This is a genomic window from Scytonema sp. NUACC21, from assembly GCF_054684315.1.
This window is the reverse complement of sequence record NZ_BAAFZH010000095.1, coordinates 66,877-89,963: the sequence shown is the minus strand read 5'-3', so window position 1 is coordinate 89,963 and position 23,087 is coordinate 66,877. Positions and strand designations below refer to the sequence as shown.

Here is a 23,087-nt window from a genome sequence, read left to right as displayed (position 1 = left end):
GCGGTGGTGGCGTTGAAGGGTCATCAGGAGCGTTCAAAGAGTTTTTTGTTATATGTAGTTAGCAAATATTGTGGTTGAAAGCGAGTCACGGCATACCCCACAAAAATGAGAAACGCTGCAGTTATAATGATTGGAATTGCAAAGGGCAAGTAAATTAAGTGACTGAGGTTATAAGATAACATTTTCCCCAATCTTTCACAGAAAATTTGTAATTTCCCTTTGAATCCAGATATGGGTTCTTGATAGTTTCCTTTGGATTTAGCCTGTTCTAAAAGACATTTTTGCCAGTAATAATCATGACCAATGAGTAGAAAGCGCCAGAAAAAGTGGGATAATCCATTAGGTGGAGCATGGGTTGCCCTAGCCTGTGGTTGTCTCCAAATAGAGTAACCTAAAGAGCGTATATTTTGGGCATGAATGACGCAGTTACCTCGGTAAAGGGGAAGGTCGGTAGAAATAGGGTATTTTAGGAGAAAATCCCGTCGAAAAGCTACGTTATTTAGAAAATATTGACAGGTTTTTGTTAAGTTTTTTTGCCCTGAAAATTGGGGAAATATGTAGGTCAATGCCATTGCAGTACCGTATGAACCTCGACCTCTTGTTGTCGTTTCTCCAGCTACGATTTGGATGTTATTGTCTTGAGTAAAGGGGGTCAGGAGATTTCTCAGCCAGTGTTTTTCATAAATACAATCTGAATCGCAATAGACAACGATATCTCCTGTAGCCAATGCCGCGCCTACCATCTTGGCTTTGTAATAACTTGTTCCTAAGGCTGCTTGATGAACTGTAATCCAAGGATATTTTCCTTGAAGTTTTTCAAGATTTGCCGGGGGAACATCGCCGCTATCTATCAGTAAAACTTCGTTGGCAAAGGTGGGTGAGATATCTTGGTTTTCTAGAGAAGCTAAGGAATCAAAAAATGCGTTGAGGTTAGCATCAGCTAAGTTTTCCGTTTCTAACACTATGGAAAAACTGCATAACTGTGCTACAGATGATACTTCTGCCTGTCCCATTGATTGTCCTTGAGAGAAGGGACAAGAAGATTATGGCAAAAGGTTTTAATAATTTTTGGAACTATGAATACGACAAATGAAATGCCTTTTTGTCTCTACTGTTACTCATTTTGTTTTTACTCTAATATAGGATTACTATTTAATTTTTGAAATACACGTAGGATTGGTACTGTCCACTACAGCTTAGATTTGGTGGGCTTGAGTATACAATATTTGTAGACTCAATGTGTAAACGTTAAAGGATTTCTATTGATGAAACCTCATTCTGCGGCAACCGAAAATCAAATTCGGGATGTAACAATTAATATCCGGGTACATCGGGCGCAACGCGATTTCTGAAGAAGCAAAACAGTTCTATGAGAAATGTCATCATCGACTATAAATAACCACATCGCCAAGGCTAGTATTCATGATTGCCTTCTCAGAAATCTTCTCATTGTATAGCATGAGCTACCATTTTACCTGAACTGAATAATTAGTAAAAACAGCATCACAACTAATTAGCACAGCATTTTCTATATTAGCTTGAGCAATTAGTAATCGGTCAAAAGGATCTTTATGATAAAGAGGCAAACCGTCTAAAGCTAAAACATGAGCAACGGTTATTGGTAAGATTTCGATATAATTTTTTTTGTTGACTAGCAATAATTTCGCCTAAAGGTTTATTTAGTGTTAGTTTACCTAACTGGTCTTTAATTTGGATTTCCCAGAGACTTACAACACTTAATAACCTAATATTATTCTTATCTGCTAATAAGTCTAATGCTCACTTAGAAAGTTTTGTTGGCTCGCTATCCCACCAAATAAAGGTATGTGTATCTAATAGTAAATTCATGAATTTTGCAACCAAAATTCATCGGATAAAGGTTGATCGAAATCATTGCTCATTTCCATTGCACCTAAATTTAATCCGGGTAGAGGTTTTTTTCTGATTCACTGATGGCTTGAGCAACAGGATTAAGTAGAGTCAATTTAGCAACAGGAGTACTACCATTAGTAATGACTATTTCTTTATCATCTTGAATCAAGGAGAGCAACTCACTAACACTGATTTGTAATTGTTGAAGATCGAGCGTTCTTGTTGACATAGCTATTGATGTAAATATTTTGACCCTGATTTACAGCCTTAGAACTCGCATTACTGGTACTTAACGTTTAAATTAGCATTGTATCACATTTTTATCCCAATATGCAGTAACAACTTTTGAACTTGTTCTTCTGCTTGTCATTCTTCCCCAAATCTTTGGGGAAGAATGACAGAAAGCATAGAGATTAGGCGGCATGTTTCAAAGACTACCGAGAGCCAAATAAAATTCTACATCCAGTTAACATGACTCCAAATAATCGGTTACTTCAAGCAACTAATTTATATGTACTATGCTCAATTCCTTCAAAACCTTTACTTATCGCCGTTTTAAACTGCACTACTCAAGATTCGGCAACAAACTACTCATAGTGCGTCCACATTCTAAACACCTGTACGATTTGTTCTTCTTTCATTACTTTGTATACAAGGCGATGCTTGATATTAATTCTACGTGAATAGTAACCTGATAAGTCTCCTACCAACTTTTCATAAGGTGGAGGGTTGGTAAAAGGGTTCTCTTGCAATATTTTCAGAAGAGATATTACCTTTTCTTCCAATCCAGCGTTCTTAATTTTCTCTAAATCTGCTACCGCTTTTTTACTAAGAAAAATCTCCCACATAGCACTTATAGCAGTCCGAGATCTTTAGCATTTGTCCATTCTTCAATAGGATTGTTTTCGATACCTTTTACTGATTCGACAAAGCTAGGAAGGGAGGCTAGATAAAGGGTTTCTTGTATGGCCTCCCAATCTTCTCTAGAGACTAAGATAGCTTCAGTTCTTTTGCCTTTTATCATTACTGGGTCGTGTGTCTCAGCGACCTGATCGATTAATTTGTATAAATTTTCACGAGCTTCAGAAGCTAATAAGCAATTCATAACATTTCCACCTTAGATAAACGATCTTATAGCTATTATAGTACGTAATTGCGTACCAATAAGCAAGAAATATTTGGCCCGTAAATCAGCGAGCACGCAATTTCCAGCCCTTTGACCCACTCAAGCGTTGTAGAAACCAGAGCTTGTTTTGTAATCACAATGTATTTTTTATGTTACGTTTTTGGTAATCTTCTAGCGGGAAGGGAGTAATCAGTTTGCGATCGCGCAACTTCTGCGAGTAGAAGGAAGCAGATTCATCTCCCTGGGCACACTCGTGTGCAAACTTAATCAGATGGTGCCCCACAAGTCCCACATGAATTAAACTTTCTATTCTGCCAGCTTTTAGTGCGGGTAGTGCCATATTCCAAAAGGTTTCGCGGTAGTTGCCGAAGACACCTACCCTGAGCATGATATTACTTAAAATCGTCAAACCTTTTTTGATATTTGCCCAAGAAGTACGGGCTGGGCTATTGGGAACCTTAATGCGGTTGGGGTATGTGTGCTCCATATTGTAAGCATATCGTTGGTATAAAAATTCCGGTTCATACGCAGTTGTAATGCAGCGTCGCCACATCTGAATAACTTGTTCGTAAGGCATTAAAAATTCGATATTTGACTCCCGATTTTCATCCAACACGAGTCGCCCTTCTTGTTCTAACCTGCGCCATAGTGGAGTTTTTGGCAATGCATGAAGCAGGTTAATTGTCAACATGGGAATTTGGGATAAACGAATAAATTCCAGAATTCTATCTGCGGTGTCTGGTGTATCCGTATCCAACCCGATAATTATTCCCGATACCACCTCCATGCCATAACTGTTCAAAACTTTAACCGCTTCCAGAATCGGCATACTTAGGTTGTGGGTTTTGGAAATGGCTTGAAGAGCATTCGTTTCCGGTGTTTCAATACCGCAAAAAACCGTACAAAAATAAGCTTCTCGCATCATTTCCAACAATTTTGGGCTTTGAGCCAAATTTAGCGTGGCTTCACAGGCAAATTGAATGGGGTAGCCGTTGCTTTTTTGCCATTCAATGAGATGAGGAAGCAACTTCATGACGGCACGGCGATCGCCCACAAAGTTATCATCAACAAAGTACACTGCCCCCGGATTCCCAGATTCCAGCATGGCATCAAGTTCAGCCAGAACTTGCTTTGGTTCTTTCAGGCGGGGGTTGCGCCCGTAGAGTTCGGGTATATCACAAAACTCACAATTGTAAGGGCAACCACTGGAAAACTGAACGTTTGCCAGAAAATATTGTTTGAGATTAATCAGGTGATATGCCGGAATCGGGAACTCATTAAGAGGTAACCGTTCTTTTGTTTCAAAGCGAATTTGCTTTTGGGGGCGCGTGTGATTTGCATCCAAATACTCAATCATCTTATCAGTTGCATCCCCTAATTCACCTAAATGTAAAATATCAAACTCAGGGTAATACTCCGGGCAACCAGAGACTGAGGGACCACCGACAACTGTAATTTTGCCTTCTCTATGGGCTAGTTCGTTAATTTGATTGATTTGTGGTCTTTGGATGTGCATTCCACTCGCAATCACCACATCAGCCCATTGGTAATCACTCCTTTTGCAAGGACACACATTCTCATCAATAAACCGGATTTCCCACTCTTTAGGTAAATAGGACGCTACAACTAAAATCCCTTGGGGTGGCATAAAAGCCTTGACACGGCTTATCAAAGGGTAAGCATGGTGGAGGGTACCAAACGAGCGACTGTACTTAGGAAAAATGCAGAGAATGCGACGATGATGGCGCGGAATGTAGCGAGTTTTTGTAGTGGCAGGAGCAGTTACCAAATCTGTCGGATTTTCTAAAGAATTTAGATTAACACTCATCCCCAAAGTTCTCTCCAGAAAACTGAGTACCTAATTGAACAGTAGATTATTAGATTCAGATGGTATTGCCACTAGCTTACCGTTTTTCACAAGCCACGGTTGCTGTTTTTGGCTTACGAGTCCGGTGTCAGTGGGACGAGTTTGCCACCTCTTGTCAACCGCAGTCGCTGACCGCGCCACTCGAAGGTGTCACCAACAAAGCTGTAGCACCACAATCCAAAGCTGATGAGGTCGCGTAAAGGTACCAGCCACAAACAATTTTTGGCAACTGAATCTTTGAGGCTATTAACTCCAACGACCCAAGCCAAGAGCAATCTTGTACTCCAAGTTAACAACAGCACAGCCCAGCCAAACATTGACCCGGATGTTGCAATCAAAAATAATAAGCTAGTCGATGTGCCGTGGGTAAAGATTAGCCCTAGATAACCCCAAGGACGGGAAACTCGCGTACAACAATTCCACCGTGTTTGACGGTCGATAAGATCGCTCCAGCTTTCTGTTGCGATCGCATGGTCAATTATATAGTCAGAAAGCACGACTTTATAACCAGCTCGGGCAGGCAAGTAGCCCAGTTGAAAGTCATCTGCCAGATAATCGGCAATTGCCACAAATCCTCCAACTGCTTCTAAAGTTGTTTTCCGGATAGCAATGGTTGGGCCGAGGGCAAACTTCATTCCCTCTAGTTTTCGAGCGACTAGAATGCCAGCATGGTATTCTGTCGAAATTCCCACAGCTTCAAACATCGCCACCCACCCCCGCACTAGGGGACGGTACAAACAGGTCACGACACCCACAGATGGGTCTCTCATTGGCTGAACAACGCGTCTCAAATAGTCTGAACCAACACGAACGTCGCTATCTGCAAGCAACAGGATAGAATACTTGGCTTCCGCTTGTGCATTTGCTAAATTGCTGACTTTTAGGTTTGTGCCAATCGTGCGATTGCTTACCACCAGACGAATATCAACTTCTGGGAACTCATTGATGATTTTCTTAACGACTTCCACACTGGGGTCGCCTTCGTCACGTACACTAAAAATAATTTGGTACTTCGGGTAGTCCTGTTGGCAGAACGAGACAAAGTTTTCATAGGTATCAATGTCTAAACCGCATATTGGCTTCAAGATAGTAATGGGTGGGTGGAAGTCCGGGTCTATCTTCATGGAATGTGAAAAAAACTCTATTGCCGCGTAGATGCCGTAGCAGTAAAACAATACGGCTGATATACAAAGGATGAATAAAAAGCAAATTGCGATCGCCTGACTGAGGGAAGCCGTTGAAAACACCGAAATATGCATTGACTACCTAGAGCGCAAACAGCGTGCGCGTTTTATAAGTTACCGGAACCAGTGTACGATTTTATGTCTACACAACCTATAATTTTGGGATGTAAAATTACCACTTTCAGGCGATACTATAAGAGACTTTTATATATACAATTTTTGTCTTTTCCAAAAGTGCGATCTCAATTGGTTTGCAGTCTACCGTCATGAACCTGATTTACTTTCTCCTGCGTTCTTCTTGGAGGATGGTGGCGATTGCGATTGTCACTGGATTATTAAGCGGCAGCAGTAGCGCTAGCCTCATTGCCCTCATTAGCACTGCTGGCAGCCAAGGCACAACTGACCGCCTCACACTCCTGGCTTGGAGTTTTGTGGGGCTCTCATTAGTTGCTCTTATAACGAGTATCATTTCTCAGGTCATGCTGATTCGCTTATCTCAGCATGCTGTGTTCCAATTGCGGACGCGTTTGAGTCGCCAGATTCTCTCTTCTGGGTTGAGTCATTTAGAACAAATAGGAAGCCCCCGTCTCTTGGCAACTCTTACGGAGGATGTGCAAGCGGTTACTGACGCTGTTCATCTCATTCCTTACCTCTGCATTGATGTTGCAATTGTTGTCGGCTGCCTGTTGTATATAACTTGGCTCTCATGGTTGGTACTTCTGATGGTTGTAGCGCTTGCAGTGGTAGCAATTGGCAGTTCCCAATGGTTATTGAGAAGGGGAGAGAAATTCCTTGCCCTTGCCCGTGAGGATCAAGATGTATTGTTTAAGCATTTCCGCACCATTACAGAAGGGGTTAAAGAACTCAAGCTGCACTACAGACGGCGTCAATTTTTCCTTGCCAACCATCTGGACTCAGCAGCTGCTACCTTCCGCCGTCACAACACTCAAGGTCTAACCCTTTTTACATCCACCACTAGCTGGGGAAGACTTTTATTTTTTTTCGCGATTGGTTTTGTCTTGTTTGCGCTTCCCCATCTGCTGACCATAAGTTCCCAAACCCGTTCTGGCTACATCTTAATCTTTGCCTACTTAATGATGCCGATGAACAACATAGTGGAGAGTTTTCCTCGGCTTAGCAAAGCTGGCATTGCCTTACAAAAAATCGAAGCACTGGGCTTATCCCTAACCAGTCAAGCGGAAGTCTTAACTGTTCCACCTGAAAGCAAGTCTTCCTGGCAGTGTTTACAACTGGTAGATGTTATCCATACTTATCGCACAGATCGCGAAGATAGCACCTTTATTCTCGGTCCTATCGATCTGACGCTTCACCCCCAACAACTGGTGTTTATTGTGGGGGGAAATGGGAGTGGTAAATCTACTTTAGCCAAAATCATCACCGGGCTCTACGTCCCTGAGGCAGGAGAAATTCAATTTGATGGGGAATCTATTACGGAAAACAATCGAGAGTGGTATCGCCAGCATTTTTCCGTAGTGTTCTCTGACTTTTATTTATTTGATGAACTTTTGGGATTAGAAAATGTTGACCTTGATACTCAAGCCCAAGAGTATTTGAAGATACTCCAATTAGACCATAAGGTCACAGTTGAAAATGGCAAGCTTTCTACCACAAATCTTTCACAAGGACAGCGTAAAAGAGTGGCTTTGCTTACTGCATTTTTGGAAGACAGACCCATCTATCTTTTTGATGAATGGGCAGCTGACCAAGACCCAGTATTTAAAAAAACGTTTTACACTCAACTTCTACCACAACTTAGGGATAAGGGCAAAACTGTACTGGCAATTACCCACGACGATCGCTATTTTCATGTAGCTGACCGGATTATAAAATTGGACTACGGTAAAGTGGAGTTTGACCGTGGCAATGAGTAGAATACAACGTCAAGGAATTGCAATTTTCGCGTCTTGAACCAGAACAGTTTAAGTAGAAGCGGTGAGCAATACGGTTCAGTTAAGATAAATTGTTGGTTGGGTCTCGCTGTAGCCCAACCTAACAAATGATATCATGTCCGGGTAAAGACTTATCATTAAGGCAGAGGGGGAGAGGGGGAGCGAGTTTTCTGGTTTTTGTACAGATTGTTTAATCATAACTAATTAACCGGACTTGATATGACTGATTTTGTTGGGTTTCGTTCCTCAACCCAACCTACGTTGGATGGTACTTTTCGTGCTAAGGGACTTCCAGATAAAAAAATATCCAACTTTCTCTTGTGGTGGGGGATTAAGGGCAGTCAATTGTAAGTGACGGGCGAGGACGCCCGTACCACAAGATAATTTATTTCTTGGACATCCCTTATTGTTTGGAAAACTGTGCGATTGGCTTGGATTGACGCCGAGATATTAGCTTGATAATGGGGAGAGAAATCTTGGCAAGTGTAGGTAATAGTTGCGGTTGGAGGAGCTGTTTGTCAAAGGCACTCATGCGTTTGGCATTTTCTTTAAGGCAAGTAGACAAAAATAGTTCGAGGGTTAAATTATCCATAAAGTTACTAGCTCCAGTGGCAGTGAAACCAACCTGTTTATCTTCAGTTGAGCCATGAAAAGCTTGGATTTTGTCTTGAAATGCTCTCCCGTAATGCCAAAGAGCATCAATTCCTCGCATCCAGTTACTTTTACCTTCATTGATTTGTAAGTACGTTACCCAATTTACAAAGAACATAATATGACGTGCTTCTTCGTTAAGAATTGGATGGAAAATCTCAAACAATGACTCGGGCATATAGCGAGCTAGGCGGGCAATTCCAAATAGTCCAAAAGCTAAGAACGAGTCAAGACATTCTCCAAAGCCAAAGTCAAGGAAGGCTGTTTTAATATTGCTAGGGAGTACTGGTTCTGGAGGTGGAGAAATCTTAATATCGTAATGGTTTACTAAAAACTGAATAAGTCGGAAGTGGCGGGTTTCTTCCATTCCTTGTAAGGCGATCGCTTCTCGCAGTAGTGGATCGCTAATTGTTTCTGCAAAAGCATGAACCATAGCCCCTGCCCGTTGTTCTGTACTGATGGCTTCTTTCCAAAAAGGAATACCGCGCAAGCGATCGAGAGTTACACTGTCTACAGTTGGCCAAGAAAGTTGCTCGGGTTCAAACTTGATATGGCTCTCAATAAAGCTGCGACAGAAAAGCTCTTTGTGAGTTTCACTTCCAAGTTTCATTTGTAAATACCTTATGTGTCGAGTGTTGTTTTTTTCCTACTAACAACTAACCACTAACCACTGATGGTGTTTTAGTAGCTGCTTGGGTACGACGGTCTTTTAGGTAAGAGAAAAATTCGCGTCCTTCTCGCAAGCGACGCACTAACATTTGAGGATTGGTTAGCATTTCACCCACTATTGGAATGATGGCTTTGGGTCTAAAATAAAAACGACGGTACATTTGTTCTACTGCATCTTCAATCTCAGCACCGGAGAGGTTCGGATATTGCAGTGTGGACATTTGAATACCAGAGTTGGCGACTAAGGTACTGTCATTAAACCAACCGTTAGTTTGTGCTTGTCGGTAGAGTTCAGTACCAGGATAGGGGGCGGCGATGGAAACTTGGATGGTGTGGGGATTCATCTCGCATGCAAAGCGAATTGTTTCCTCAATTGTCTCGCGGGTTTCGTTTGGTAAGCCGATGATGAATGTACCGTGTACGGTGATACCAAGTTTGTGGCAGTTCTCCATAAACTTTCGCGCCACTTCTAATTTAATGCCTTTCTTAATGCCATCTAGAATTTGTTGATTACCCGATTCAAATCCTACCAATAACAGTCGCAAACCATTATTACGTAGCTGCTTGAGAGTATCGTAGTCTAAATTGGCACGTGCATTGCAGCTCCAAGTGAGCTTCAATCGTTTCATGTGCTCGCTAATGGCGATCGCCCGATGCTTGTCTATAGTGAAGGTGTCATCATCAAACATATATTCCTGCACCTTGTCACCAAAAATAGCTTTGGCTTCTTCCATTTCCCGCCCAACTGCTTCCGGGCTTTTGCTACGATATTGATGACCGCCAATTGTTTGAGGCCAGAGACAGAAGGTGCATTTAGCAGGGCAACCCCTACCTGTATAAAAAGAAACATAAGGATGCAATAAATAACCGATGAAATACTTGGTAATGTCCAAGTCACGTGCATAAATCGGTAGTACGCTGGGCATGACATCCCAATCGTGAATTAATTCGCGTTCTTGATTGTGTCTTATATTACCGTTACTCTCGCGAAAACTCAGACCTTGAATTTGCTCCAAAGGTTTCCCTTCTGCCAATTCCTTACAGGTATAGTCGAATTCGTTGCGACATACAAAGTCAATAACTGAGTTTTCTCTCAGTGTTTCCTCTGGTAAAACTGCCGTATGCGCTCCCACGAAACCAATTTGTACCTGAGGGTTTTGCTCCTTAATTGCCAAAGCACACTTTACATCATTAGCCAAGGAGGGTGTGCTGGTATGCATGATAACCAATTCATAATCCTTGGCGATTTTCAGCACATCTTCTACCGTTTGGTTGTGCGGAGGAGCATCTACAAGCTTGCTTCCTGGAACGAGGGCAGCTGGCTGCGCCAACCATGTAGGGTACCAATAGGAAGTAATTTCACGTTTGGCTTGGTAACGGGAACCTGCACCACCGTCAAACCCATCAAAGGAAGGAGGATTGAGGAAAAGAGTTGTTTTCACAAATTTAAAAACAAGAACTTACTCATCTGAACTTGACATAAAAACTACTTTAACAATGTGTGAGTGCGTGCGAGGAGCAATTTTTAGCAAAATTTTAGACCCTAACAATAAACGAAAACAAACATAGTTTGTAGTGTGTGAGGATGTAAACCGCTGTAGTGCAGTTTCCTTTTGGATAGCACAACAAGATTTGTATACTTTACCTGCTTGTTTTTGTCAATTGGTCAATGAGTGCAAGCACATCGCTGCGGCTCAGTTTTTGTTTACCATTCATTAGGGCTTCAAGGGTTCCATAAGCCAGAGTTAACGGAATGTTGCAAAAGTCCAAAGCTGGACCCACAGGAAGAGAGCTGATGTAGGCATCTGCCAGTGCTAGATTTTGACGAGCATACTGGTGCATCTTCTCCTCAGTCCAGGCATCAGGATAAAAATTTACCCCACGAGACAAATCCTCAGTGTGATTGCGGAGGATGTTAACCGCTTGTAACCCCCGACCAAAACCAATGGCATGGGTACGGTTTGTCTGGGTTCCATCATACCACGCCCAAAGATCGGAAAGCATCAAGCCTACTGCACCAGCAACTCCAAATGTGTAACGATCTAGATCGGACTCAGTCTGAATCTTCCAATTGCGTTCTGCCCAGTAAGCCATTCTGTCTGCCATTGCAGCAGTTGCATCCCAAATTCGAGGTGCAATAGTTGCAGGAGCAAGTATTGCCCATTCGCGAATGCGAATGGAAACCTCTGGTAATACATTTTCATGGGTGCTCAATCCTTTTTGGAAAGCGTCAACTGCAAAACCATCCACCCCGGCTTGTAATGTCAAACTAATCGATCGCAGTAATTTTGCTTTAGTGGGGTTATCTAGTTCTGAATGGTCTTCAATTTCATCAATAGCTCGCAAACACAAATAAGCTGATGCCACTGCTTCTTGCAAACCAAGTGGTAAACGAACTATTGGGATGTAAAATGTCCGACTCGTTTCCTTTAGGATATTTAAGGCATCTCCATACAAGTCCATATGATTGCAGCTCCATTGAGTATTGTTAACTTGCTTAATATTGTTGGTTAAAAAGTAACTACTTAAATCAAAAAGTTGGGATTGCTGAATTCGTTATGCTCGTTGACATGATAACTTTCAAATTTATTAGCTATCAGTAACAAAGCAAACCCAATCCAGCACTCACCAACTTCTGACTCACTGGACAGACACCGAGCAGTTATTTTCTGTGATAGAAGATAAAAATGACGTGCCAGAAATAACATCAGTGTCCACCTATTGGACTTGTTAGCTACAGATTATCTGTGATTTTTCACACTCTCCTCTGACATGAATGATTACCGTGTTAACCGATCCCCAAGCTCTACGGTTAATCTTCTGCAAGCGACTCTCCTCTGCGTGCAATGGCAAACTGCTATATATCTGCATTGATGTTGTATAATGACGATAATAGAGGGTGTGAAAGTTCCCAGACAACTCCTTCTTGCTACCAAGACCCCAAAAGTTTTCATTCCCTTTGTTTGCACAATGGTTTTCGAGGGTCTTTTGTTGTCTATCGGCAGGCCAGGGCATAACTGGAAAAATATTAAGTGACTTTAACACATATACCACCTTCCCAACCCAGAAAAGCTGACCGCTTTTTGCGTATTTTAGAGTTTATTGACCTTTCAACCCCAATGCTCGAAATGCCACTGGGCTATTACTGTAGTCATTATCTGTGGAATTCCTTCGTTGAGTTCTGCTCAAAGATAATTAGGTAGATAAGTGGGGTCTGCTAGTGAAGTAAACTAATAGTTAACTATTTATAAAAAATGCGCGGCGCAAAATTATCCAAGGTGTGCCATTAAGCTTAGCGTAAACGGAGTGTCAAGACCATATGGCTAAGAAGCAAAAATTTCCTTACCTAGTGGGTTCTAAATGGACCGCACAGAAAAAAGTAGACGGCTGGCGACACTTCCAAGTTGTCAACCGCAAAAACCAGGGTAAATGGGTGTATGCGGAAATGGTTGCTGCTTGTGACCCTAATGTCCGTTTCTGGATAAACGCCAAGTTACTACAAGATGACTCTCAATGGCAAGCAGGCTGGCAATCTTTACAGGAAATGGATTCTTTGGAGCAAGTTTCGTAAGGAATTTTTGAACCCAAGCTACTCTCAAGGGCTTTCTGGGCAAAATTTTGCTACTCTCAAGGGCTTTCTGGGCAAAATTTTGAAAAGCTTTAGTCCAAATTTAAATTGTAATAATTCTTCGCTTTCTTCAAGCGATCGCAGCTCTTAAGAAACACTCTTGAGGGAAGGAGTGAGGGAGTGGGGGAGTGAGGGAGTGAGGGAGTGAGAGAGTGAGGGAGTGAGGGAGTGGGGGAGTGAGGGAGTGAGGGAGTGAGGGAGTGAGGGAAGTGTTTCTTTCATTTATAACGGGTGACGCGTTGCCCTTGGGGCGCTTATCAGACAGATAGAAAATTTTAGACACATCGTTAAGCGCTACAAATTCACCGACAGTCCAAAATGGCAACACTACCCACCAACATCCAACCTGCACCACACAGGGGTAGGGTGGGCACCACCCACCAACATCTAACCTGCACCACAGCAACACCTACAAAAATTGCTCGTTTTAGAAAAGCAAGAGAATATTACTCATTTTATTTTTTGCTTATTGTAACTAATTTACCTAATTTAATATTAAAAAAAATATATTTTGGCTATTATAAATACTCATAAGGGTTTTAAAGTCATAAAAAGAACCATTCGTTTTATTGAAACCAAATGCAAGTTCTAGAACCATAATTCAATTAAACACCCCCTTTCTTTTCTAAAAAATTTGCACAATAATGGCACTCACATACTTGATAAATCGCCATTCCAGATAAGGTGAAGGCAAGTGTTTGAGCCAAGAGTTTGATAAGAAACTATAAGAGGCAAACAACAGTGAAACTAGCAGTTTATGGAAAGGGTGGTATGTGGAAGAGTTAATGGTGGAAATGCATCTGCTGTCAGTTAACGTAGATTTTAGCTACGATCCAATTTATGCCTTGGGCGTCGTTACTGCCTTTGACCGTTTCATGCAAGGCTATCAGCCAGAACGGGATAAGGAGGCGATTTTTAACGCCCTTGTTCAGGCACTAGAGGAAGATCCACAACGTTACAGACAAGATGCTCAAAGGTTGCAAGCTCTAGCAGAAAGCTTACCCGCTTCAGAATTAATAGCGTGGTTAAGCCAGCAAACTCATTTAGATAGAGATGCTGATTTGCAATCCTCGCTGCAAGCAATTTCCAACAATCCTAAATTTAAGTACAATCGCTTATTCGCGATTGGTGTCTTCTCCTTATTAGAATTCTCCAACTCAGAACTGGTTAAAGACGAAAAGAAACGTACTGAGGCATTGACAACAATTGCCGAGGGCTTGCACTTGTCAGACGACAAACTGGGTAAAGATTTGGAGATCTATCGTTCTAACTTAGATAAGATATCCCAAGCACTGGCAGTGATGTCAGATTTGCTCTCAGCAGATCGAAAACGACGGGAACAACGCAGTCAGCAATCTAGTACAACAGTTACTCCCCCAACTACTAATGAATAGTCATTAGTCATTGGTCATTGGTCATTGGTCATTGGTCACTGGTGAATAGCCAAAAAGCTAATGACTAACGGCTCTTGGCTAACTTTTAAAGACCCAGTAAATGGTATATTAAGCTACTAAGAAGCGAGAGCGCAAAAGCCCCTAAAATAGCGCTCCAAGCACCATAGCGCAAGCGAAACCCTTGCACTAACCAAGCCGCTAGCCCAAAACTGACAACAGCGATCGCAAAAGTGAAGAAGCCGGATAACAAGTTAAAAGTTAGAAAGTTGGGTACGGCAAATACAAGACGTAACAATGGTCTGACGACTGCGGTTACAATTCCCAGAACAGCTGCGGAGATGAAAGCTTTCTGTGGGGAGTCAATTTCGACTCCTAAAGGCAGTTTGCTAATAATAAATAAACCAATGGCTGTTACCACCCAAACAAGTAATAGTGCCCCAATATTCATGCAAAACTCCTTTGGCAGAAACCGAGGGGAATTATGGGAGAAATCTTCTCTACTGGCGAAGGACTCGATCTAGTGTTAGAGACAACGCACTCTCTAACTAATTTACAAGTAAATTAGCAGAGATTTGTTCTGAGACTGGGATTTATTCTGCATATTTTTAGGTTTGGAGCAACGGATGACCAATGGATGACCAACGGATGTAACGGATATCTTATTTGTAAAAGTTATATCCGCTACACAATCCGCTGCCACAGCTCATCTATTAGGAGAGGAATTCGTTTTCCCACCTGCAGGCGCTTGGGAAGCAGGTACTTTAGGTAAGGCGGGAAAAGAACCAGACGGATTTACGGGTGTAACTCCTTGTCCGGAAGGAATCTGATTGGGTGCAGGAGGAATATTGAAGGGATCTAGAGGTGCGGTATTTGGTAAAGGTGCTCCTTCTGAGGTATTGGGATTATTAGGAAAAGAGGGAGAAGCAGGCTGGGGGAAGTTTGTGGACCCATTTGAAGAGCCGGGAGTAATGCCCAAAGAAACGCGATCGCCCCCCACTTGACGTAACAAATCTAACATTTCTATGACATCATTATAAGTAGCGGAGCGGGAAGCGTTTAGAACCAAAACACCTTTAGGGTTCTTTTTGATATAATCCTCTAGCACGGTCTTTAGTTGCTCCCGATTGATAGGCTGTTTTTCTACGTAGGTTTGACCAACAGCATCAATTGTTACAGGTAATATATCGCGTCCTGCTTGTGAAACCACATTGGCAGCAGATGTACCCGTGTTAGCTTTAGGTAAATCGATATTAATCGCCTGTTGTCGAGTAAATTGCAAAGCAGCCAAAATAAAAAATGTCAGGATACAAAAAATGACATCAATTAAGGGAAGGATTTGAATTTGAGCTTCTTCTACAGGGCTATGTAAGTTTATTTTCATTTTCTCAATCTCGCACCTATTGAGGGCTTTTCTCAACGATCGCTTGGTTTTGGCAAATCCGACTCTGGCGGTGGTTCGGGAGTTTCAGAAAACCTACTTCTACCTTTCTTCCGGGATGAATTGGAGTTATCTTGAGAATCTCGGATGACACTCGAGGGTAGTGCCGGTCTGTCAGGTGTACTATCTGTATAGACAGGCGGAGACTGCCGATACAGCAATTCCAATTCATTCCCTGCCTTGCGAAAAACTTTGACTTGGTTGACAACAAGCCCCTGAAATAGACGGTAAAAAACTAAAGTTGCTATGGCAACAATGAGACCAAATGCCGTGCTAATGAGGGCTTGACCAATACCAGCTGGCACATTTGCCGTAGCTTCAGTGCCCAAATCACCAATTCGCAAATCACCAAGAGATTGAATCAACCCCAAGACGGTACCTAATAATCCTAACAACGGGGCAAGGGCTATCACAGCTTCTAAGAGTTTTTCTCCCTGTCGCATCCCAGCTAATTCATCTTCTGCTGTTGCTTCAAGTGCCAGTCGAAAAGATTCCGGATCGCTTTTCGGCAGACGTAAGGGGGCATAAAGAAACCGTCCGATGGGCTGGTCGGTTCTCTGTCTGGCAATATCGCGAGCTGCTATCCAATCGGTTTGGGCAGCATCCAGTACGCGTTCCACTATTTGCCGTTCCTGGTTTAATATTCGCAACCAGAACCACAAACGCTCGAAAATGACACTTAAAGATAAAATCGACAGGGCAAGCAATGGCCACATTGCTGGTCCGCCCCTTCTCAACAAATCTAAGATATCCACGGTTTTCAGTTCCTCCATCCAAAGACAGTGCATCTATCCCAAAGCACTTTAATTTTAGAGACTAATGCACAACTTCTATACTTGTTTCACCTTCAAAGGTTAGGATTCAGCGTTAACTTGTTGGTAGCACATACCAGACCTATGAGGGCGGTTATTCCCACAGGAAGTTTAGAGCACCTCTTGTCAAAATTAAAGGTAACTGGAGGATAAACACATGAATTTTTCTATTCAATCGCTTTATACCTGGTATCGCAATACACTTCGCAACCCTAAATACCGCTGGTGGGTCATTTTAGGAACAATAGTTTACGTAATTAGCCCATTTGACATTGCACCAGACTTCTTACCAGTTTTGGGAGAATTAGACGATGTCGTGCTTTTAACACTACTAGTCACTGAGGTATCTCAGCTAGTGATTGAAGGTTTTAAAGCACGTAAGAATAGTGATGGTGTTCAAACTGATAGCACGACAGAAAACATTGGTGCTAGTGCAAAAACCGTTGATGTTGATGCTGTGTCCGTCAAGTAACTGTAACATAATTCAAAGTCTTTTACCCCCTCCTTTGAACGCCATCTGCCAAGTGCGTTTCCTAGAGGGGGAAATTTTTTTGCTAGAGTTTACCATCGTTATATTGGACTGCAAAGCATTGTGCAGCATACCATGATGCAAGAGATCTATTCCATCAAATGCGATCGCCTATGAACAAGCGCCAAATCATCGGACTGTTGCCAGCCGGTGGACAAGCAACAAGGATTTCTCCTCTACCACTGAGTAAAGAGTTATATCCTGTGGGCTTCCAAGATTTTGGCAACAAATATCACTGGCGACCAAAAGTGGTTTCTCAGTACTTGCTAGAAAAAATGCAACTAGCAGGCATTGATAAGGCATATTTCATATTGCGTCCCGGCAAATGGGATATTCCAGCATATTACGGGGATGGTGCAATGCTGTCTGTGAACCTGGGTTACCTAATTATGGGTTTACCTTATGGTGTACCTTTCACCTTGGATCAGGCATATCCCTTTGTTCAAGATGCTATAGTCGCCTTGGGCTTTCCTGATATTTTGTTTCAACCTGAGGACGCTTTTGCACGTGTACTCTCACGCCTAGAAACGAGTAACGCCGATATCGTTCTAGGATTATTCCCAACTCATCAACCCCAGAAAGCGGGAATGGTTGACTTTGATGACACAGGTAGAGTCCACCTCATAGTCGAAAAACCCCGCCACTCTGATTTGCGTTATATGTGGGGTATTGCAGTTTGGACACCAGCCTTCACGCAGTTTTTGCACGAGTACCTCATTCCTCTCAAGACAAAGAGCAATCTCTTGTCACAACTACCAGAAATACCTATTGGTGATATTATTCAATCTGCTATTGAGAAAGGTTTTCATGTAGAAGCAGAAGCATTTCCCGATGGAACTTATTTAGATATCGGGACACCGGATGATTTAGTAAAAGCCGTGCAAAAATTCTCGTTTTTGACAGGCACAGAAGGTTAAGTAGGTCGGTAAAAAAACGAAACTGGTAAGGGTCGTCCTTAGTCATTTGTCATTGGTCATTAGTAAGGGTTTTCAATGCATTTACATTTTGTAACATATTTGTGTTTATTTACGCCGACTTACTTAAATCTTAACAACTAAACGTTTATCAGCTATTAACATTTGTTCAAATTCTACTGCTGGTATCGGCGGGCTGAAAAGGAAACCTTGAATAGAATCACAGTTATGTTTGCGTAAAAATTCAAGTTCTTGCTCTGTCTCGACACCCTCAGCAATAACTTTTAAATTAAGATTATGTGCCATTTGAATCAACGCCGTGGTAATTGCTGCTTTTTGTATATCGGTAGCAAGGTCCTGAATAAAGTAACGATCTATTTTCAATGTATTAATTGGTAATTGTTTTAAATAGATTAAGGAAGAATAACCCGTTCCAAAGTCATCTATAGCAATTTGTACACCATAAGATTGAACTTCCTTTATGTTATGAATTACGCTATCCACATTTTGCATAATCATGCTTTCCGTTAATTCTAGCCCTATGGAATTGGCTACTAGGTTATTAGTTGCTAAAAATTTAATTATCTTTTGACTAAATTCAGGTTGAACTAGTTCTCGTACCGATAAATTAACAGCTATATGCAATGAAGGAAATCCTGCGTCATGCCAAATTTTGGTTTGCTTGCAAACATTACGCAGTATCCATTCACCAATAGGGACAATCAAACCAGTAGACTCTGCTAAGGGAATGACTTTTGTTGGAGAAACCATTCCTAGCTCGGGATGTTGCCAACGCATCAAACTTTCAGCGGCTATAATTCTACCTGAACTGATATCAACTATTGGCTGGTAATAGATTTGGAATTGTTGAAAATCTCGTCGTTCTACGGTAAGACGCAGGGTCGTTTCCAGCACCTGTAGTTCTGGGGAGACGGTTTTGGTTTCTGAGTTGTGGTTTGTCTGCTTTGCCAAAGTCGCTTGTTTGCTGAGACGGCTGGCGATCGCACTTAACAATTCAGCCCGTGTAAATGGTTTAGTCAAATAGTCATCAGCGCCTAGATTCATACCTTGACGAAAATCTGCCCTAGCAGACCGAGCCGTCAGAAAAATAAATGGAATTGCTGCTGTCATAGGTTCTTCACGCAATGCCGTGAGTACCCCATAACCATCAACTTCTGGCATCATCAAATCGCACAAAATTAAATCAGGGATTTCAGAAATCGCTAGATTTAACCCAATTTGTCCATCAGCAGCAGAAATGGTATCAAAATCTTCTGCTTCCAGCAAATCCAAAATATTTTCTCTAACTGATTCTTCGTCTTCAATAACTAAAATTCTCGTCATATGTCTCTCCATTTCATATTAGAAAATTATCGATTTATTTTCAAAATTGGTCGATAGTTGATTTTTTACGATTGATTATTTATTGGTAAACTGACACTAAACGTTGTTCCAACACCAACATTGCTGCTCAAGGTAATATCTCCTTTGTAAAGCTCCACGCACTTTTTCACAATCGCTAATCCCAAGCCCGTGCCTTGAATGTTGCCTACATTTGTAGCCCGATGAAATGATTCAAATATATGGGGTTGGTCTTCTGGAGGTATCCCAATTCCCCGGTCTTGAATTTCAAATATTGCTCGGTCATTTTCAAATTTAAGAGTAAATTGAACAACGCCACTAGATGGAGAGTACTTAATTGCATTTGATAGTAAATTACTCAGAATGTGACCCAGCAATTTTTTATCCATGCAACATCTTATAGATTCTTTTGAACTGGAAAAATGAATGATATGGGAACTGTTTACATTCAGTTGTAATTCTTCTACCAAATACTGGCAATACTCGACTAAATCAAAATTTTCTCCGACAAAACTGAGTTTTCCTGCCTCTGTCTTCCCAATTAACAGCACATTGTTTAACATTTCAGTCATATGGTGAACGGCATTTTGAATGCGATGCAGGTGAGAAAGTTGTTTTTCCTCTGTCCATTTGTGGCGGTAGTGTTCCAGCAATTCTGACGAAGAAAGAATAGTACTCAAGGGTGTGCGGAATTCATGGGAGGTCATAGCAATAAAGCGTGTTTTGAGGTCGTTGAGTTCTTTTTCTTTTTCCAGTGCAATTTTGAGTTCTTCTTCAAGTAGTTTGCGTTTTGTAATATCTATCCAGTAACCAACGATTTCTAAAGGATTACCAGTGTCATCTAGCACCAGCTTGCCTCGATCGTACATCCACCGATAAGTACCATCCTTGTGTAAATAGCGGTACTCATAAATAATTTGCGCTTGCTCGTCAACTTTTTCTGCATCAGCAAGGACTCGTTGTAAGTCGTCTGGATGGATATGGTTTATCCAAAAACTGGAATCTTCCAAGAATTCTCGTGCTTCATACCCCAGTATGGATGTAACATTTTCGCTGATAAACGTCGTCCCAAAATCTCCAGAAGGTTTGCAGCTGTAAATCACTCCTGGGGTAGAGTAAAGTAAATACTGTAAACGTTCCTGCGATACTAACAGCGCTACCTCTGCCCGCTGACGCTCTGTAATATCAGTTTGAATACCAATATAGTGTGTTAGTTTATGATTGCAGTCGTGTACCGGAGAAATACTTAATTCATTCCAAAATAAAGAGCCATCTTTACGGTAATTACGTAAAACTACGGTGCAGCCTTTTCCTTGGCTGATGGCATTGCGTAATTCAACTAAACCTACTTGGTTGGTATCAGCACCTTGAAGAAACTGACAATTTTTGCCAATGACTTCATCGACCGAGTAACCAGTGATTTGTTCAAATGCTTGATTTGCATAGATCACTGGAAACCCAGGCATTGTAACATCAGCAATCACTATACCATTGCGGCTAGCTGCGATCGCGCGATCGCGCAGTTGCAAGCTTTCTTCTGCCTGCTTATAGTCGTGAATATCTGTATTTGTACCAAACCAATTTAAAATTTGTCCTTCCTCATCCCGCAGGGGTATACCCCGTGAGAGATGCCATCGGTAGGTTAAATCTGTTGCAGACAGGAGGCGAAATTCAAATTCGTAGGGTTCGCCTGTTGTCACAGATTTATTCCAGAGTGCCAGACATCGTGGCAAATCTTCAGGATGTAAAAATTGCTGCCATCCCGAGAGCAAAAATTCCTCTTGAGTGCAGCCAAAGTAATTCAGCATGCGTTGGTTAACGTACTCCAAGTTACCATCTGGTTTTGCCAGCCAAACTTGTTGAGGAATCGATTCTGCTAAAAAGCGGAAACGCTCTTTGCTTTCTTCGAGTGCTTCCTGTGCTTGCTTGCGAGGAGTGATATCTTCAAAGGTGCCCAAAACACCCATGACTTTGCCTTCAGCATCATGAAATGGCACTCTATTGACCTCAAGCCAAACTTGTGTGCCATCCTTTTGCAGATGGGGTATGACTGAGTGATATTCCGGTTTGTTAGTCTCCATCACTTTAGTGTCAGCTTCACGGGAAGAATTAGCCTCCTCCATAACGGACACTAAATCGTAGTCAGTCTTGCCAATAATATCTTCTGGATTGTCAAAACCTGCTAGTTTAGCGAAATTGCGGTTGCAACCCAAGAAAACAGATGCCGTATCTTTCCAAAATACACATTGGGGTATGTTGTCCATGATGAGCTGGAGCATTTCCTGAGATTGCCGCAGTTGCTCTTCTACTAATTGGCGGTCGGCAATCTCATATACCAACTGGCGATTCATTTCGCGTAGAGCTTTTGTGCGCTCCTCAACTCGCGTTTCTAGTTCTAGATTTGCTTTTACAAGATCTGCTCGTGCTTGTTGCAGTTCTATTTCTACCTGCTTGGTTTCAGTAACATCAATTCCTACTAAAACCGCAGCCTTTCCTTGCTGGTATTTGTGTGCTGCAATCAGATAATTGCGAGTTGTGCCGTAAACTTGCATATCAAAGATATGAGATGCAGCTACATTTGGGGTTGCCGAAAAGTTTCTTATAAAATTTGCTATTTCTGGATTTGTTTGCATAAAGCCCACTGGTCGATCGACAAATTCATCAGTGGTTAAATTCAAACTTTCAGCCAACCGTCTGTTTACCCCCAAGTAGCGTCCATCTTCACTCACCCAGGAAACAAAACCCGGTACTGCGTCTATCACGGCTTGTAGTTGTTGTTTGGCCTCTAAAAGATTTTCCTCCGCTTGTTTGTGTTCGCTAATATCTCGTTGTATGCAAACAAAATGAGTAATTTTGCCCCCTACGTCTGGAATTGGTGCTATATTTACCTCAACCCAGTATGTGGAGCCGTTGTTATGATAGTTGATTAATTTAGTTTTAATTGAAGATTCACTGACAAGTGCCGCCTCAATTTTCTCTAGCTCACTACCAGAGGTTTTTTCTCCATATAAAATACCCAGTGTTTTGCCAATGACGTTACTGCCTAAAATGCCGCTCATGTCGGTAAAAGCTTCATTAACATAATCTATAACGTAATTTTTTTGCAAACATAATGGTTTATCCGATACATGAACTTTTTTAATAATGATAATAGCGTCATTAGCGTTGACAACAGCAGAAATCAGCAAACTCAGTTGTGCTTGAATTTCGTCTAATTCACAAGTCTTCTGCCCTTCTCTTTCTAGAGATTGACAGATACTTTCGTGTGAAATGACTCCAATTAATCGCTCCTCTTCATCTACAACTGGGAGGACAGGTAAATGATGCAGGCGTAAAAAGGTCAGTACAGATACTATATTGTTTAAAATTTCGGATGGCTTCCGAAGAACTACTGTAGTCTTCATAACTTCAAAAATCTTAACTGTTTTGAAGTTAACGTCAGAAAAGGCAATCTGCACTATGTCTTGTTCTGTAAGCAAGCCTACTACCTGCCTATTGTCTAAAACTAAGAGACAGCCTGTCCGTGGTTGAAACTCATTGATGAGAGCAACTGCATCTGATAAAGTTTCCTCTGCTGCGATGGTTAACGGAGCATAATCAATGACAGAATCTAAGCATGGTAGTGAAATATGTTGAGCTAAAGCGTGCATAGAGAATTGCAATAGCCTCGGTAGCAAAATTTTCGTATTATAGTAGTTTATTAAAGCAGTTGCCATAATTTTTCCCCGAGC

At 41.8% G+C, this 23,087-nt stretch carries 23 protein-coding genes and 1 pseudogene; 6 read left to right on the top strand and 18 right to left on the bottom strand.

The features are described from left to right. Positions 1–23: 23 nt before the first annotated feature. The 7 genes from ACYRY3_RS27775 to hpnI form a co-directional block, all read right to left on the bottom strand. Entirely contained in the window at positions 24–1,013 is a 990-nt protein-coding gene (locus ACYRY3_RS27775; RefSeq protein ID WP_460204888.1) for a glycosyltransferase family 2 protein, read from the bottom strand. 450 nt (positions 1,014–1,463) lie between these two features. Continuing rightward, the gene (locus tag ACYRY3_RS27770; protein WP_460204984.1) at positions 1,464–1,586 is read right to left on the bottom strand and encodes a hypothetical protein; all 123 of its coding nucleotides are present in this window, start codon (positions 1,584–1,586) and stop codon (positions 1,464–1,466) included. A gap of 332 nt (positions 1,587–1,918) precedes the next feature. After that, positions 1,919–2,101 carry a type II toxin-antitoxin system Phd/YefM family antitoxin gene (locus ACYRY3_RS27765; RefSeq protein WP_460204887.1) on the bottom strand — a complete coding sequence of 61 codons (183 nt, stop codon included), beginning with the start codon at positions 2,099–2,101 and terminating at the stop codon, positions 1,919–1,921. A gap of 358 nt (positions 2,102–2,459) precedes the next feature. Beyond that, a complete protein-coding gene (locus ACYRY3_RS27760; protein ID WP_460204886.1) occupies positions 2,460–2,720 on the bottom strand; it encodes a Txe/YoeB family addiction module toxin in 261 nt (86 codons plus the stop codon). A 5-nt stretch (positions 2,721–2,725) separates the two neighbouring features. After that, positions 2,726–2,977, bottom strand: a complete 252-nt coding sequence (locus ACYRY3_RS27755; protein ID WP_460204885.1) for a type II toxin-antitoxin system Phd/YefM family antitoxin — start codon at positions 2,975–2,977, stop codon at positions 2,726–2,728. A 154-nt stretch (positions 2,978–3,131) separates the two neighbouring features. Beyond that, complete coding sequence (locus ACYRY3_RS27750) at positions 3,132–4,826, bottom strand: B12-binding domain-containing radical SAM protein (RefSeq protein ID WP_460204884.1); 1,695 nt, start codon at positions 4,824–4,826, stop codon at positions 3,132–3,134. A gap of 113 nt (positions 4,827–4,939) precedes the next feature. Then, positions 4,940–6,124: a bacteriohopanetetrol glucosamine biosynthesis glycosyltransferase HpnI gene (gene hpnI, locus ACYRY3_RS27745; RefSeq protein ID WP_460204883.1), complete on the bottom strand. Its 1,185-nt coding sequence runs from the start codon at positions 6,122–6,124 to the stop codon at positions 4,940–4,942. A gap of 191 nt (positions 6,125–6,315) precedes the next feature. Here hpnI and ACYRY3_RS27740 point away from each other — a divergent pair, with 191 nt between their 5' ends. Both ACYRY3_RS27740 and ACYRY3_RS27735 read left to right on the top strand, forming a co-directional pair. After that, positions 6,316–7,941, top strand: a complete 1,626-nt coding sequence (locus tag ACYRY3_RS27740) for a cyclic peptide export ABC transporter (RefSeq protein WP_460204882.1) — start codon at positions 6,316–6,318, stop codon at positions 7,939–7,941. Positions 7,942–8,178: 237 nt separating this feature from the next. Further along, the gene (locus ACYRY3_RS27735; RefSeq protein ID WP_460204881.1) at positions 8,179–8,310 is read left to right on the top strand and encodes a hypothetical protein; all 132 of its coding nucleotides are present in this window, start codon (positions 8,179–8,181) and stop codon (positions 8,308–8,310) included. Between the two features lie 52 nt (positions 8,311–8,362). On the opposite strand, the gene ACYRY3_RS27730 is transcribed toward ACYRY3_RS27735, so the two are convergent. The 5 genes from ACYRY3_RS27730 to ACYRY3_RS27710 all read right to left on the bottom strand — a co-directional run bounded on the left by ACYRY3_RS27730 (position 8,363) and on the right by ACYRY3_RS27710 (position 12,294). Then, positions 8,363–9,220, bottom strand: a complete 858-nt coding sequence (locus tag ACYRY3_RS27730; RefSeq protein WP_460204879.1) for a ferritin-like domain-containing protein — start codon at positions 9,218–9,220, stop codon at positions 8,363–8,365. Positions 9,221–9,266: 46 nt separating this feature from the next. Beyond that, the gene (gene hpnJ / locus ACYRY3_RS27725; protein ID WP_460204878.1) at positions 9,267–10,721 is read right to left on the bottom strand and encodes a hopanoid biosynthesis associated radical SAM protein HpnJ; all 1,455 of its coding nucleotides are present in this window, start codon (positions 10,719–10,721) and stop codon (positions 9,267–9,269) included. Positions 10,722–10,920: 199 nt separating this feature from the next. Further along, complete coding sequence (locus ACYRY3_RS27720) at positions 10,921–11,742, bottom strand: squalene/phytoene synthase family protein (RefSeq protein WP_460204877.1); 822 nt, start codon at positions 11,740–11,742, stop codon at positions 10,921–10,923. Positions 11,743–11,804: 62 nt separating this feature from the next. Continuing rightward, positions 11,805–11,987: a hypothetical protein gene (locus ACYRY3_RS27715; protein WP_460204875.1), complete on the bottom strand. Its 183-nt coding sequence runs from the start codon at positions 11,985–11,987 to the stop codon at positions 11,805–11,807. Between the two features lie 22 nt (positions 11,988–12,009). After that, positions 12,010–12,294, bottom strand: coding sequence for a hypothetical protein (locus tag ACYRY3_RS27710; RefSeq protein WP_460204874.1), 285 nt, complete (start codon positions 12,292–12,294; stop codon positions 12,010–12,012). A 304-nt stretch (positions 12,295–12,598) separates the two neighbouring features. Here ACYRY3_RS27710 and ACYRY3_RS27705 point away from each other — a divergent pair, with 304 nt between their 5' ends. Next, positions 12,599–12,850 carry a TIGR02450 family Trp-rich protein gene (locus tag ACYRY3_RS27705; protein WP_460204873.1) on the top strand — a complete coding sequence of 84 codons (252 nt, stop codon included), beginning with the start codon at positions 12,599–12,601 and terminating at the stop codon, positions 12,848–12,850. 127 nt (positions 12,851–12,977) lie between these two features. Here the strand turns inward: ACYRY3_RS27705 and ACYRY3_RS27700 are convergent, their stop codons facing one another. Then, complete coding sequence (locus ACYRY3_RS27700) at positions 12,978–13,316, bottom strand: hypothetical protein (RefSeq protein ID WP_460204871.1); 339 nt, start codon at positions 13,314–13,316, stop codon at positions 12,978–12,980. A 364-nt stretch (positions 13,317–13,680) separates the two neighbouring features. Here ACYRY3_RS27700 and psb29 point away from each other — a divergent pair. After that, positions 13,681–14,301: pseudogene (gene psb29 / locus ACYRY3_RS27695) on the top strand (photosystem II biogenesis protein Psp29); the annotation flags it as partial. 85 nt (positions 14,302–14,386) lie between these two features. On the opposite strand, the gene ACYRY3_RS27690 reads toward psb29, so the two are convergent. From ACYRY3_RS27690 to ACYRY3_RS27680, 3 genes are all read right to left on the bottom strand, one after another. Beyond that, complete coding sequence (locus ACYRY3_RS27690) at positions 14,387–14,749, bottom strand: phage holin family protein (protein ID WP_460204869.1); 363 nt, start codon at positions 14,747–14,749, stop codon at positions 14,387–14,389. A gap of 255 nt (positions 14,750–15,004) precedes the next feature. Continuing rightward, positions 15,005–15,682, bottom strand: a complete 678-nt coding sequence (locus ACYRY3_RS27685; protein WP_460204868.1) for an ExbD/TolR family protein — start codon at positions 15,680–15,682, stop codon at positions 15,005–15,007. Positions 15,683–15,714: 32 nt separating this feature from the next. Continuing rightward, positions 15,715–16,494 (bottom strand): MotA/TolQ/ExbB proton channel family protein, encoded by a 780-nt coding sequence (locus tag ACYRY3_RS27680; RefSeq protein ID WP_460204867.1) that lies wholly within the window; start codon positions 16,492–16,494, stop codon positions 15,715–15,717. 214 nt (positions 16,495–16,708) lie between these two features. Here ACYRY3_RS27680 and ACYRY3_RS27675 point away from each other — a divergent pair, with 214 nt between their 5' ends. Then, on the top strand, positions 16,709–17,023 hold the full coding sequence (locus ACYRY3_RS27675) for a YkvA family protein (RefSeq protein WP_460204866.1): 315 nt from the start codon (positions 16,709–16,711) through the stop codon (positions 17,021–17,023). 170 nt (positions 17,024–17,193) lie between these two features. Further along, positions 17,194–17,997 carry a sugar phosphate nucleotidyltransferase gene (locus tag ACYRY3_RS27670; protein WP_460204864.1) on the top strand — a complete coding sequence of 268 codons (804 nt, stop codon included), beginning with the start codon at positions 17,194–17,196 and terminating at the stop codon, positions 17,995–17,997. Positions 17,998–18,120: 123 nt separating this feature from the next. On the opposite strand, the gene ACYRY3_RS27665 is transcribed toward ACYRY3_RS27670, so the two are convergent. Then, a complete protein-coding gene (locus ACYRY3_RS27665) occupies positions 18,121–19,338 on the bottom strand; it encodes an EAL domain-containing response regulator (RefSeq protein ID WP_460204863.1) in 1,218 nt (405 codons plus the stop codon). 65 nt (positions 19,339–19,403) lie between these two features. After that, positions 19,404–23,006 carry a PAS domain S-box protein gene (locus tag ACYRY3_RS27660; RefSeq protein WP_460204862.1) on the bottom strand — a complete coding sequence of 1,201 codons (3,603 nt, stop codon included), beginning with the start codon at positions 23,004–23,006 and terminating at the stop codon, positions 19,404–19,406. Positions 23,007–23,087 lie beyond the last annotated feature (81 nt).

Bases quoted from the DNA above. Each gene is read 5' to 3' on its own strand.
- ACYRY3_RS27735 (WP_460204881.1), top strand. From the start codon at position 8,179: ATGACTGATTTTGTTGGGTTTCGTTCCTCAACCCAACCTACGTTGGAT.
- ACYRY3_RS27750 (WP_460204884.1), bottom strand. From the start codon at position 4,826: ATGAGTGTTAATCTAAATTCTTTAGAAAATCCGACAGATTTGGTAACT.
- ACYRY3_RS27720 (WP_460204877.1), bottom strand. From the start codon at position 11,742: ATGGACTTGTATGGAGATGCCTTAAATATCCTAAAGGAAACGAGTCGG.
- ACYRY3_RS27755 (WP_460204885.1), bottom strand. From the start codon at position 2,977: ATGAATTGCTTATTAGCTTCTGAAGCTCGTGAAAATTTATACAAATTA.
- ACYRY3_RS27765 (WP_460204887.1), bottom strand. From the start codon at position 2,101: ATGTCAACAAGAACGCTCGATCTTCAACAATTACAAATCAGTGTTAGT.
- ACYRY3_RS27760 (WP_460204886.1), bottom strand. From the start codon at position 2,720: ATGTGGGAGATTTTTCTTAGTAAAAAAGCGGTAGCAGATTTAGAGAAA.
- hpnI (WP_460204883.1), bottom strand. From the start codon at position 6,124: ATGCATATTTCGGTGTTTTCAACGGCTTCCCTCAGTCAGGCGATCGCA.
- ACYRY3_RS27660 (WP_460204862.1), bottom strand. From the start codon at position 23,006: ATGCACGCTTTAGCTCAACATATTTCACTACCATGCTTAGATTCTGTC.
- ACYRY3_RS27675 (WP_460204866.1), top strand. From the start codon at position 16,709: ATGAATTTTTCTATTCAATCGCTTTATACCTGGTATCGCAATACACTT.
- ACYRY3_RS27705 (WP_460204873.1), top strand. From the start codon at position 12,599: ATGGCTAAGAAGCAAAAATTTCCTTACCTAGTGGGTTCTAAATGGACC.
- ACYRY3_RS27775 (WP_460204888.1), bottom strand. From the start codon at position 1,013: ATGGGACAGGCAGAAGTATCATCTGTAGCACAGTTATGCAGTTTTTCC.
- ACYRY3_RS27670 (WP_460204864.1), top strand. From the start codon at position 17,194: ATGAACAAGCGCCAAATCATCGGACTGTTGCCAGCCGGTGGACAAGCA.
- ACYRY3_RS27730 (WP_460204879.1), bottom strand. From the start codon at position 9,220: ATGAAACTTGGAAGTGAAACTCACAAAGAGCTTTTCTGTCGCAGCTTT.
- ACYRY3_RS27685 (WP_460204868.1), bottom strand. From the start codon at position 15,682: ATGAAAATAAACTTACATAGCCCTGTAGAAGAAGCTCAAATTCAAATC.
- ACYRY3_RS27715 (WP_460204875.1), bottom strand. From the start codon at position 11,987: ATGTTATTTCTGGCACGTCATTTTTATCTTCTATCACAGAAAATAACT.
- ACYRY3_RS27710 (WP_460204874.1), bottom strand. From the start codon at position 12,294: ATGCCCTGGCCTGCCGATAGACAACAAAAGACCCTCGAAAACCATTGT.
- ACYRY3_RS27740 (WP_460204882.1), top strand. From the start codon at position 6,316: ATGAACCTGATTTACTTTCTCCTGCGTTCTTCTTGGAGGATGGTGGCG.
- ACYRY3_RS27665 (WP_460204863.1), bottom strand. From the start codon at position 19,338: ATGACGAGAATTTTAGTTATTGAAGACGAAGAATCAGTTAGAGAAAAT.
- ACYRY3_RS27690 (WP_460204869.1), bottom strand. From the start codon at position 14,749: ATGAATATTGGGGCACTATTACTTGTTTGGGTGGTAACAGCCATTGGT.